The sequence below is a fragment of the Pseudomonas sp. TMB3-21 genome, assembly GCF_054898145.1.
Genome location: NZ_CM142718.1, coordinates 2681347 through 2693608, shown reverse-complemented (window position 1 = coordinate 2693608; position 12262 = coordinate 2681347). Strand labels below are relative to the sequence as shown.

Here is a 12262-nt window from a genome sequence, read left to right as displayed (position 1 = left end):
AAAATCTGACTACCCGCCGAACGTCTTCTAAGCTTCAATCAGTGAAAGGCCAGCGCGTTTGCTGGCTTTTTGTCGTTGATCGCTCATGCAGACAGTGTCCCGATGACCGCATATCACCCTACCTACGTTTCAGGCAAGACCCGGCTACCTGAGTTGATGGTGATGCTCGTTAGCACGCTGACCGTGATTGCGATTCTGTGCATCGTCACTTTCCTGTTGATCCGTGAACATGCCAACGCCCAGCAGGCGGCTACCCGCAGCGCTACCACAATCGTCCAGTTGATCAACGCCGATGTCCTGCGCACGATCGAGCTCTATGACCTCACTCTGCAGGGTCTGATCGCTGCTGCCCGGCGCGATGACCTCAAACAGGTATCCCCGCAGATCCGCCATATGGCGTTGTTCGACCGTTCGACGACGGCCCGTTTCAAGGGCGACGTTCTCCTGCTGGACCCGCACGGCCAGGTGCTCGCGGACTCGTCGGCCATCGAGCCCGGAACGGGCAGCTACGCCGAGCGGGATTTTTTCCTTGAGCATGCCGCCAGGCCAGACACCCGCATGTTCATCAGCCCACCGTTCAAGCTGCAGTGCGAGTGTGAGCTCAACGGTGAATGGCGGATCACCTTCAGCCGCCGTATTTCCACTTCCATGGGAGGCTTTCTCGGTGTGGCCGTAGCCTCGATGCGATTGAGCTACTTCGATCAGCTCTTCAACAGCCTCGACATCGGCACTGGCAGCACGCTGAGCATCATCAATGCCGACGGTATTCTGCTCGCGCAAAAGCCTAACCTGGAGAACGATGCCATTGGCAAGAGCTTCGCCAAGCGGCCCAACGTCGAGCGCATCCTGCGCGACGGCAATGGCAGTTTCGACAGCGTTTCCAGCATCGATGCCCAGCGGCGTCTGTACACCTTTGCCAGGGTAGGCAATCTGCCGCTGACCGTGATCGTCGCCCTGTCCGGCGACGAAGTGTTTGGCACCTGGAAGCGCACTGCGATCGTCATCAGCGGCGCCACTGGCGTGCTCTGTATCGGTCTGCTGTGGCTGAGCGGCTTGCTCTGCCGGGAGCTACGCTTGCGCCGCCATGCCGAGAAGGAGCTGGCGCAACTGGCGGCCACCGATGCGCTGACCGGTGTGGCAAATCGGCGAATCCTCGACCTGACCCTGCGTCACGAGTGGTTCCGGGCGCAGCGCTCCGGCCAGCCGTTGTCACTGCTGATGATTGACGCCGATCACTTCAAGGCCTTTAACGATCAGCACGGCCATCAGGCCGGCGACGATGCCTTGCGCGCGATCGCCAAGGTGATTTCCGATAATGTGCGAAGGCCGGCCGACATGGTCGCCCGTTACGGCGGTGAAGAGTTTTCGGTGGTATTGGCCGAAACCGACAGCGCAGGGGCGCAACAGATTGCCGAACATATTCGAGGGGCGGTGGAGCAGCTACCGTTTGCAGCGGGTGTGGAGTCGCCAGTGACGGTCAGTATCGGACTGAGCACGTGGACGACTGCCAACGATGTGAGTCTGGAGCAGTTGCTGTTTGCGGCGGACAAGGCGTTGTATCAGGCCAAGGAACGCGGGCGGAACCGGGTGGTGGCTACGCCGTGAGCTCTTCAGCGAATCGACTGGCCTCATCGCGAGCAGGCTCGCTCCCACAGGGGATCGAGGGCCAAATGCAGGAGCGCGCCTGGTCGCGATGGCGTCCGAACAGGCACTTCATGACTTTCCGCCAGATATAAAAAAAGGCCACCCGGAGGCAGCCTTTAAAAACTAGAGAGGTTTTTACTTACACGGCCGCAACTGGACGCATGTAAGAGATCGGTGCAGCGCTGGCGTCTTCGAAAGTCACGACTTCCCAAGCATCTGTCTGCTCAATCAACTTGCGCAGCAGCTGGTTGTTCAATGCATGTCCGGACTTGAAGCCCTTGAACTCACCAATCAGGCTATTGCCCAGTAGGTAGAGGTCACCAATTGCATCGAGGATCTTGTGCTTCACGAATTCGTCTTCATAGCGAAGACCGTCTTCGTTCAGTACGCCATCCGCGTCGACCACAATAGCGTTTTCAACGCTGCCGCCGAGTGCGAGGTTGTGCTTGCGCAGGTACTCGATGTCACTCATGAAACCAAAGGTACGGGCGCGGCTGACTTCTTTCACGAACGAAGTACTGGAAAAATCCACGCTTGCACTTTGTGTGCGGTCACGGAAAACCGGGTGATCGAAATCGATCTCGAAACTCACCTTGAAACCTTCGAAAGGGACGAAAGTGGCGCGCTTGTCGCCGTCTTCCACTGTCACTTCACGCAGGATGCGGATGAATTTCTTGGCGGCGTCCTGTTCTTCCAGGCCGGCCGACTGAATCAGAAATACGAAGGGTCCAGCGCTACCATCCATGATCGGGACTTCGGACGCGGAGAGCTCGACGTAGGCGTTATCGATGCCCAGGCCAGCCATGGCCGAGAGCAAGTGCTCCACCGTATCCACCTTGGTGTCACCACTGACCAATGTGGTCGACATCGTGGTTTCACCAACGTTTTCCGCGCGGGCAGGGATCTGCACCACAGGGTCGAGGTCGGCACGACAAAACACGATGCCGGTGTCGACAGGCGCTGGCTTGAGGGTCAGGTAGACCTTCTCCCCGGAGTGCAGGCCTACACCTGTGGCACGGATAATATTTTTCAGTGTGCGTTGTTTAATCATGGCTTGGGCCGCTTCAGCGCAAATTGCGAACTGGTATCAACAAAGGCTGGCGATGATAGCAGACCACGCCTTTGCTGAACACCAATCACCTTCATAGCCCTGATACATTCCATCAATCAGCCTGACGACGCAGGAATGCCGGGATGTCCAGGTAGTCCAGGTCATCTTGCGGATTCATCTTCGCGGCAGTCGCAGCACCGGCCTGAGCCTGGTTGCGCATGACGGTCGGACGGTCCAGATCACGGTAGTTCACTGGCGATTGCTCTTGACGGGCAGGCGCCTGCTGTTGCGGTTGCGATGGCATGGACGTGTGAACGGTATTGTCGATGACCTTCACAGGCTTCTCGATTTTCGCGCCCAGACCGGTGGCAACGACAGTGACGTGCAGCTCGTCGCGCATGTCCGGATCGATAACGGTACCGACCTTGACCATCGCGTGCTCGGAAGCAAAAGCTTCGATGATGCTACCCACGTCGGAGTACTCACCCAGGGACAGGTCAGGACCGGCGGTGATGTTCACCAGAATGCCGCGTGCACCTTGCAGGTTCACGTCTTCCAGCAACGGATTGCGAATGGCCGCTTCGGTGGCCTCACGTGCACGGTTCGGACCGCTGGCGCAGCCAGTGCCCATCATCGCCATGCCCATTTCGCTCATCACGGTGCGTACGTCAGCGAAGTCGACGTTGATCATGCCTGGACGTTTGATGATGTCGGAGATACCGCGAACGGCACCGGCCAGTACATCGTCAGCCTTGGCGAAAGCCGACAGCAGGCTCGCGTCCTTACCAAGGATGGTCAGCAGCTTCTCGTTGGGAATGGTGATCAACGAGTCGACGCTTTCCGACAGCAGACGAATACCTTCGTCGGCGATCTGCATACGCTTGCGACCTTCGAACGGGAACGGACGAGTCACCACCGCAACGGTGAGAATCCCCATTTCCTTGGCCACTTCGGCAATGATCGGCGCAGCACCAGTACCGGTACCACCGCCCATGCCGGTTGTAATGAACACCATATTGGTGCCCTGCAGGACTTCGGCAATGCGCTCACGATCTTCGAGAGCGGCCTGACGACCTACTTCAGGGTTGGCGCCAGCGCCTAGACCTTTGGTCACGCCGGTACCCAGTTGCAGGATGGTCCGCGCGCCGATGCTCTTCAGCGCTTGGGCATCAGTGTTGGCGCAGATGAATTCAACGCCTTCAATGTTGCTCTTGACCATGTGATTGACAGCGTTGCCGCCGCCTCCGCCAACACCGATAACTTTAATGACCGGGCTTGCGGGGATGTTGTCTACGAGTTCGAACATTTTCCCTCTCCTTTACGTTCTCTAGTTTTTTCGCCTACTGCGTTTGTTGCGGTCTTGCGGTGTTGCATAAATCTTTAGAAGTTGCCTTGTACCCAGCTCTTGATGCGATCGAGCAAGGCGGCTTTCGGTTCTTCGTTGCTGTAGCTGTCGCGGCTGCCGATGCCCGAGAACGAAATCCCGTCGGACTGCTTTTGCAGGCCGTACATCAACAGGCCAACGCCGGTGGAATAAATCGGGTTGCGCACCACGTCATCCAGGCCCTTGACGCCATGCGGCACGCCCAGGCGTACCGGCATGTGAAAGATCTCTTCGGCCAGTTCAGTGGCGCCTTCCATTTTCGAAGTACCGCCAGTCAGCACGATGCCGGCCGGGATCAGGTCTTCGTAACCGCTGCGACGCAGCTCGGCCTGAATCAGTGTGAACAGCTCGTCATAGCGCGGCTCGACCACTTCGGCCAAGGCCTGACGGGACAGCTCGCGGGGCGGACGGTCGCCAACGCTTGGCACCTTGATGGTTTCACCGGCGCCGGCCAGCTTGGCCAGGGCGCAGGCATAGCGAATCTTGATTTCTTCGGCGTACTGGGTCGGGGTGCGCAACGCCATGGCGATGTCGTTGGTCACCTGATCGCCCGCAATCGGGATCACGGCGGTGTGACGAATCGCACCCTCGGTGAAGATCGCGATGTCGGTGGTGCCGCCGCCGATGTCCACCAGGCACACGCCCAGCTCCTTCTCGTCGTCGGTCAGTACCGAATACGCGGAAGCCAGCTGCTCGAGAATGATGTCGTCGATCTCCAGACCGCAGCGGCGCACGCATTTTTCAATGTTCTGCGCAGCGTTGACGGCGCAGGTGACCACGTGAACCTTGGCTTCCAGACGAACGCCGGACATGCCCAAGGGCTCGCGAACGCCTTCCTGGTTATCGATCACATAATCCTGCGGCAGGGTGTGCAGCACACGCTGGTCGGCCGGGATCGCCACAGCCTGGGCGGCATCGAGCACACGCTCAAGGTCGGCAGAACTGACTTCGCGATCACGAATCGCGACGATGCCGTGGGAGTTCAGGCTGCGGATGTGATTGCCCGCCACGCCAACGAACGCCGAGTGAATCCGGCAACCGGCCATCAGCTGCGCTTCTTCGATCGCGCGCTGGATCGACTGCACGGTGGACTCGATGTTCACCACCACGCCCTTCTTCAGGCCACGGGACGGATGGGTACCGATACCGACGATTTCCAGCGTGCCGTCGTCCGAAACCTCGCCTACCAGCGCCACCACCTTGGAGGTGCCGATATCGAGACCGACGATCATTTTGCCGCTTTGCACGTTTGCCATGGGTCCTGCCTCTTCTTAATTCTTCGCGACAGCGGGTTGATCTGTCGTGGGCGCTGCAGGTTCCCGCCAGCCAACAGCGAGGCCGTTGGCGTAGCGCAGATCGATGCGCGCAATGTTCGTAATCTGTTCTTTAAGTGTCTTGTCATAGATGGCGATGAAACGGCGCATCTTTTCCACCAGCTTGCCGCGTCCCAGCAGCAGTTCGATCCCCGGGCCCGAACTGCCGGCACCGGTGGTCAAAAACCAGCTGCCTCGCTCACGCAACTCCAGACGCGCAATCGAGAAGCCCAACGGCCTGAGCATCTGGCTCAGGACCTGGTATTGCTGCATCACTTGCTGCTGGGCCCGTTGGGGGCCGAACAGTTGCGGCAGGTGTTCGTAATTCGCCAGCTCACGCGGAGTAAACGCCTGACCCTGGTTGTTGAGCAGCGACTCATCGCCCCAACGCGCCACCGGCAGCTGTTCCTCAAGGCGGATCACTACTTGATCCGGCCACACCCGGCGCACTTCGGCGTGGGCGATCCATGGCATCTGTTCCAGCTCGGTGCGCATGCCCGCCAGGTCGATGGTGAAGAAGCTCGACGCCACAAACGGTGCGATCCGCTGCTGCACCGCTTGCTGGCTGATGTAACTCAAGTCGCCCTGCACCGCGACTTTGGAGATCGGCCGATCGGCATACGGCAACAAACGCTGCGCACCTTCGTAAGTACCAAACCCCAGCGCGACCAACAGCACCGGCCAGAACAAGGCTTTGAGAAAACCAAAATTGGCTTTCGGCAGGCGCGCGGACATCGGCTCTTTCGCCACCATTCGGCTGGCACCCCGAGGCACCGGCTTGCGGCCGGGTACTGGAGGGGGCTGATGTCGCAGCTGAGCGCCTTGCATGTCTTACCCTCGCGCCTCGCTGTTGCCAGCAAAACCGGCGGCCAGAATGGCCAGAACCAGTTGCTGAAAATCCAGACCGGCGGCACGGGCCGCCATCGGCACCAGGCTGTGATCGGTCATGCCCGGTGCGGTGTTGACTTCGAGGAACCAGAACTGCCCATCGGCGTCCTGCATGACGTCTGCCCTGCCCCAACCGGCGATACCCAGCGCCTCACAGGCTTTCGCCGTGAGGTCCATCAGTTCCTGTTCTTTGTCGCTGTCGAGCCCGCACGGGATCCGGTACTGCGTATCGGAAGCCACGTACTTGGCGTCGTAGTCGTAGAAAGTGTGGGGCGTACCCAGGGCAATCGGAGGCAACACCTGGTCACGCAGGGTGGCGATGGTGAACTCCGGACCTTGAATCCATTGCTCGACCAACACTTGCGAATCGTAGGTACTGGCCGCTTTCCACGCCTCGATCAATTCGGACGTGGACGTCACTTTGGCCATACCGATACTTGAACCTTCATGGGCGGGTTTGACGATCATCGGGAAGCCCAGTTCCGTCGCTGCCGAAATACAATCCGCCTCGCTGGTCAATACCGCGTGACGTGGCGTCGGAATGCCGAGGCTGTGCCAGACCTGTTTGGTCCGCAGCTTGTCCATCGCCAGCGCTGACGCCAGGATGCCGCTGCCGGTGTACGGAATGCCGACGCATTCGAGCAAGCCCTGAATGCTGCCGTCTTCGCCACCACGACCGTGCAAAATGATGAAGGCGCGATCGATTTTTTCCGCAAGCAAACGCTGCAGCAGGTCATCGCCCACGTCCAGGCCGAACGCATCCACGCCCGCGCCCTGCAGCGCCTGGAGCACCGCGTTACCGGACTTCAGCGACACTTCGCGTTCAGCACTCTTGCCGCCGAACAGCACGGCGACGCGGCCGAAATCTTTCGGTGCAATCGTGGAGAACAGGTTGGCGTAAGCAGCAGTCATTTCAACTTCCCCACGGTTGGCGCGGCAACAGCGCCGGCAAACAACGGACTTTTCAACAGTTTTGGTGCGAGACCGCCGATATCGCCGGCGCCCTGACACAGCAGGATGTCGCCGGCACGCAGCAGCGGCTTGACCAGCGGCGCGAGGTCGACACCGCGCTCGATGTAAATCGGGTCGAGCTGACCGCGCTGACGAATGCTGTTGCACAGTTTGCGGCTGTCGGCACCCGGGATCGGCTCTTCGCCGGCCGGGTAGACTTCCATCAGCAACAGTACGTTGGCATCAGCCAGTACATTGACGAAATCGTCGTACAGATCGCGGGTGCGGCTATAACGGTGCGGCTGGTAAACCATCACCAGCCGGCGATCCGGCCAACCACCGCGCACGGCCTGAATCACTGCGGCGACCTCGGTCGGGTGATGACCGTAGTCATCGACCAACATGACGTTGCCACCTTCGACCGGCAGTTCGCCGTACACCTGGAAGCGACGACCGACGCCCTGGAACCCGGACAGGCCCTGAACGATGGCTTCATCGCTGACGCCCTCGTCGGTGGCGATGCAGATGGTCGCGAGCGCATTCAATACGTTGTGATTGCCCGGCATGTTGACCGACACATCCAGCGGTTCGCGATCAGGGCGCAGCACGGTAAAGAAAGTCTGCATGCCTTGCTGACGCACATTGATTGCGCGCACGTCGCAGTCATCGCCGAAGCCGTAAGTCACGGCCGGCCGTTTGACCAGCGGGAGGATTTCGCGAACGACCGGGTCGTCCAGGCACACAACTGCCAAACCGTAGAACGGCAGGTTGTGGAGGAACTCGACGAAGGTTTTCTTCAGCTTGTTGAAGTCACCGTCGTAGGTCGCCATGTGATCGGCGTCGATGTTCGTGACCACGGCTACCAAAGGTTGCAGGTGCAGGAAACTGGCATCGCTTTCGTCGGCTTCAGCAATCAGGTACCGGCTGGTTCCGAGCTGGGCATTGGTGCCCGCTGCGTTCAAGCGGCCACCGATCACGAACGTCGGGTCCAGGCCACCGGCCGCGAACACCGAAGCGATCAGGCTGGTGGTGGTGGTTTTGCCGTGCGTACCGGCAACGGCGATGCCGTGGCGATAGCGCATCAGTTCGGCCAGCATCTCGGCGCGAGGCACCACCGGAATACGGCGTTCCAGCGCAGTGGCGACTTCCGGGTTGGAGGTGTTGACGGCACTCGACGTGACCAGCACATCGGCGGTCGCGGCGTTCTCGGCTCGGTGACCGATATAAATGGTGGCGCCGAACGATTCGAGGCGCTCGGTGACTGGGGAAGCCTTGAGGTCGGAACCGGACACTTCGTAGCCCAGGTTCAACAACACTTCGGCGATCCCGCACATGCCCACGCCGCCGATGCCGACGAAGTGGATGCGACGGATGCGGCGCATTTCCGGCTGTGGAATGGCTTTCTGATTCTCAACCATGGGCCACCTCCAGGCAGGTATCGACCACGTTACGGGTGGCATCGGGTTTGGCCAGGCGGCGGGCCGCGTTCGCCATGTCGGTGAGTCGTTGTGGTTGCATCAGGACCTCTGTCAGGCGTGCGGCAAGATCCGCTGCGCCAGTCGTTCTTTGTGGCATCAGGAAGGCTGCGCCTTCACGGGCCAAATAATCGGCGTTGCGGGTCTGGTGATCGTCGATCGCGTGGGGCAAAGGCACCAGCATCGAGGGCAGACCGGCGGCGGCCAGTTCACTGATGGTCAGTGCGCCGGCACGGCACACCACCAGGTCGGCCCAGCCATAAGCGTGGGCCATGTCTTTGATGAAAGGCTGCACTTGCGCCTCGACGCCAGCCGCGCGATAGCGCTCTGCAGTCACTTCATCGTGGTTTCTGCCGGCCTGATGGAACACTTCCGGGCGCAGGTCGAAGGCGACATGCGACAGGGCTTCAGGCAGCAATTTGTTCAACGGTTCTGCGCCCAGGCTTCCGCCAAGGATCAGCAAACGCGCCTTGCGACCGGCCAGGGCTGGTCGCAGTGTTTCGAGGAACAGCTCGGTGCGCACCGGATTGCCGGTGGTTCGACGGCTGTTCGACAGGGTAAAGGTGTCGGGGAACGCTTCACAGACCCGGGCGGCCAACGGCACCAGCAACCGATTGGCGGTACCGGCCACGGCGTTCTGTTCGTGCACGATCACCGGCACACCGGCCAGTCTGGCTGCAACGCCGCCAGGACCGGTCACATAACCGCCAAAACCGACTACGCACACCGGCCGCAGCCGACGAATGATCGCCCGCGCCTGCCAGACCGACTTGAGCAACATCAGCGGCGCCTTGAGCAGGGACAATTTGCCCTTGCCACGCAAGCCGCTGGCGTTGATCCGGTGCAGCTCAATGCCAGCCGCCGGGACCAGGTCGTTCTCGATACCGCGCGGCGTACCGAGCCAGTGCACGGTGTAACCGCGCGACTGGAACTCGCGGGCACAGGCCAGCGCCGGGAACACGTGGCCACCGGTGCCGCCCGCCATGATCAGCACGTTAGCGCCCATGGGTCGGCTCCTCGGCAAAGTCACTCTCCTGAAACTCCATCTCTTCACTGCCCAAATGGGTTCGACTCTCCCATTCGATGCGCAGTAACAAGCCGAGACAGGCACAGCAGATCACCAGCGAACTACCGCCATAACTGAGGAACGGCAGCGTCAGGCCTTTGGTTGGCAGCAGGCCGACGTTCACACCGATGTTGATCAGGAACTGGCCGATCCACAGGAACGACAAGCCATAGGCGATGTAGGCCGCGAAAAACTGCTTGGCCTTCTCCGCCCAATAGCCGATGTACATGCCGCGAATACAGACGAAAGTGAACAACGCGACCGTCAACAGCGAACCCAATGCACCCAGCTCTTCAGCCAGTACCGAGAACACGAAGTCGGTGTGCGCTTCCGGCAGATAGAACTGCTTCTGCACGCTGTTGCCCAGGCCGACGCCCAACCATTCACCGCGGCCGAAGGCGATCAATGCTTGAGACAATTGATAGCCGGCACCGAACTGATCGGCCCACGGGTCGGCAAAGTTGGTCAGACGCGCCATTCGATACGGCTGCATCTGAATCAGCAAGACAACTGCACCCACCGCCAGCACGACCATCAGCAGGAAGCGGAACAGCCCGACCCCACCGAGGAACAGCATCGCCGCAGCGGCGCCCATCATGACCACGGTGGCCCCGAAGTCCGGCTCCATCAGCAGCAGGCCTGCCATCGGCAGCAGCACGATGAACGGCTTGAAGAAGCCCATCCAGCTTTCGCGCACTTCTTTCTGACGACGCACCAGGTAGCCGGCGAGGTAGATCACCACGAACACTTTGGCGATCTCGGAAGGCTGCACGTTGAAGAAACTGAAGCCGATCCAGCGCATCGAACCGTTCACTTCCCGCCCGATGCCCGGGATGATCACCATCACCAGCAAACCGAACGCACCGATCAGCATGAGCCAGCCCAGGCGCTGCCAGGTGGCGATCGGGATCATCATGGTGACGATGCAGGCACCCAGGCCCAGCACCACGTAAATCAAGTGGCGGATCATGTAATAAAGCGCACTGCCCGACTGCACGGCGGCCACTTCGGTCGAGGCCGAGGCAATCATGACCAGGCCAAGACCCAGCAGCGCGAGGCAGCCAGCGAGCATCGGGAAATCGAGGTCGATACCGCGCCCGGTGATCAGCGGCGAAGGATACGGTTTGATGATGTTGGCCAGGCTCATGCCAAGTCCTCCACGACGCGGACAAATTGATGTCCGCGATCTTCGTAGTTCTTGAACATGTCGAAACTGGCGCAAGCCGGCGACAACAGCACCACGTCGCCCGGTTGCGCAGCGGCGCGGCATTGCTCCACGGCTTCGAGCAGCGAAGCGACGCGGATCAGCGGCACGGCGTCGCCGAGGGCCTGACCAATCTGGTCGGAGTCGCGTCCCATCAGGATCACGGCGCGGCAGTTGGCCGCCACCGGTTCACGCAGATCATTGAATTCAGCGCCCTTGCCGTCGCCACCGGCGATCAACACGACCTTGCCTTCGATATCTGCACCCAGGCCTTCGATGGCGGCCAATGCGGCGCCGACGTTGGTGGCCTTGGAATCGTTGTAATAATTGACGCCATCCAGATCACGGACCCACTGGCAGCGATGTTCAAGCCCGGCAAACGTGCGCAGGCTGGTGAGCATGGCGTCGAATGGCAGCCCGACCGCATGGCCCAGCGCCAAGGCCGCCAGAGCATTGGACTGGTTATGCGCGCCACGGATTTTCAGTTCACGGACCGGCATCAGGTTCTGGAATTCGAAGGCGAGGTATTTCTCGCCATTCTCGTCACGGATACCAAACGCCTTGAAATCCGGTTGGCTCAGACCGAAGGTCCAGCACGGCTGGCCCTCGCCCATCAATGGACGCGTCAGCGCATCCTGACGGTTGACCACAAACTGCCTGGCACCACGGAAAATCCGGTGCTTGGCCAGATGATAGGCCGGCAGGCCGCTGTAGCGGTCCATGTGGTCTTCGCTGATGTTGAGCACAGTGGCGACTTCGGCGCCAAGGTGTTCAGTGGTTTCCAGCTGGAAGCTCGACAACTCCATCACGTACAGCTCGACGTCGTCGCTGAGCAGATCCAGCGCCGGCACACCGAGATTGCCGCCGACAGCAACACGCTTGCCAGCCGCGGCAGCCATCTCGCCGACCATTGTGGTGACCGTACTTTTCGCGTTGGAACCGCTGATCGCAACAATCGGTGCTTTCGCGTTACGCGCAAACAACTCGATGTCGCCGGACAATTTCACACCACGGGCGGCAGCAGCCTGCAGGGCCGGAGTCGCCAGCGCCAGGCCGGGGCTCACGTAGAGTTCGTCGGCACGGCACAGAAACTCGACATCCAGCTCGCCACAACGCACTTCCACGTGCGGATAGTCACGCTTGAGCGTGGCCAGTTCCGGTGGATTTTCCCGCGTATCGGCGACGGCAAACGACGTGCCCCGGTTCGCCAGGAAGCGAACCAGGGACATGCCGCTCTTGCCGAGGCCGACAACGATGCGGAAGTGGTCAGAAGCGATCAGAGACAC

General features: G+C 60.5%; 10 protein-coding genes. 1 reads left to right on the top strand and 9 read right to left on the bottom strand.

Going from position 1 to position 12262, the window contains the following annotated elements; all coding sequences use genetic code 11:
• Window positions 1–102 precede the first annotated feature (102 nt).
• Window positions 103–1605: a diguanylate cyclase gene (locus ACYZTS_RS12460; protein WP_461996176.1), complete on the top strand. Its 1503-nt coding sequence runs from the start codon at window positions 103–105 to the stop codon at window positions 1603–1605.
• 178 nt (window positions 1606–1783) lie between these two features.
• Here the strand turns inward: ACYZTS_RS12460 and lpxC are convergent, their stop codons facing one another.
• The 9 genes from lpxC to murD all read right to left on the bottom strand — a co-directional run bounded on the left by lpxC (window position 1784) and on the right by murD (window position 12262).
• The gene (gene lpxC, locus ACYZTS_RS12455; protein ID WP_028620362.1) at window positions 1784–2695 is read right to left on the bottom strand and encodes a UDP-3-O-acyl-N-acetylglucosamine deacetylase; all 912 of its coding nucleotides are present in this window, start codon (window positions 2693–2695) and stop codon (window positions 1784–1786) included.
• A gap of 112 nt (window positions 2696–2807) precedes the next feature.
• Window positions 2808–4001, bottom strand: coding sequence for a cell division protein FtsZ (ftsZ, locus tag ACYZTS_RS12450; RefSeq protein WP_028620363.1), 1194 nt, complete (start codon window positions 3999–4001; stop codon window positions 2808–2810).
• A gap of 74 nt (window positions 4002–4075) precedes the next feature.
• Window positions 4076–5335: a cell division protein FtsA gene (gene ftsA / locus ACYZTS_RS12445; RefSeq protein ID WP_461996174.1), complete on the bottom strand. Its 1260-nt coding sequence runs from the start codon at window positions 5333–5335 to the stop codon at window positions 4076–4078.
• 15 nt (window positions 5336–5350) lie between these two features.
• Window positions 5351–6220 carry a cell division protein FtsQ/DivIB gene (locus ACYZTS_RS12440; protein ID WP_028620365.1) on the bottom strand — a complete coding sequence of 290 codons (870 nt, stop codon included), beginning with the start codon at window positions 6218–6220 and terminating at the stop codon, window positions 5351–5353.
• A 3-nt stretch (window positions 6221–6223) separates the two neighbouring features.
• The gene (locus ACYZTS_RS12435) at window positions 6224–7192 is read right to left on the bottom strand and encodes a D-alanine--D-alanine ligase (protein ID WP_461996172.1); all 969 of its coding nucleotides are present in this window, start codon (window positions 7190–7192) and stop codon (window positions 6224–6226) included.
• Entirely contained in the window at window positions 7189–8649 is a 1461-nt protein-coding gene (murC, locus tag ACYZTS_RS12430; RefSeq protein ID WP_461996170.1) for a UDP-N-acetylmuramate--L-alanine ligase, read from the bottom strand. Before murC ends, ACYZTS_RS12435 begins: the two co-directional genes overlap by 4 nt.
• Window positions 8642–9712: an undecaprenyldiphospho-muramoylpentapeptide beta-N-acetylglucosaminyltransferase gene (gene murG / locus ACYZTS_RS12425; protein ID WP_461996169.1), complete on the bottom strand. Its 1071-nt coding sequence runs from the start codon at window positions 9710–9712 to the stop codon at window positions 8642–8644. The genes murC and murG overlap by 8 nt, the downstream gene beginning before the upstream one ends.
• Window positions 9702–10919: a putative lipid II flippase FtsW gene (gene ftsW, locus ACYZTS_RS12420; protein WP_150580598.1), complete on the bottom strand. Its 1218-nt coding sequence runs from the start codon at window positions 10917–10919 to the stop codon at window positions 9702–9704. The genes murG and ftsW overlap by 11 nt, the downstream gene beginning before the upstream one ends.
• Entirely contained in the window at window positions 10916–12262 is a 1347-nt protein-coding gene (gene murD / locus ACYZTS_RS12415) for a UDP-N-acetylmuramoyl-L-alanine--D-glutamate ligase (protein WP_461996167.1), read from the bottom strand. Before murD ends, ftsW begins: the two co-directional genes overlap by 4 nt.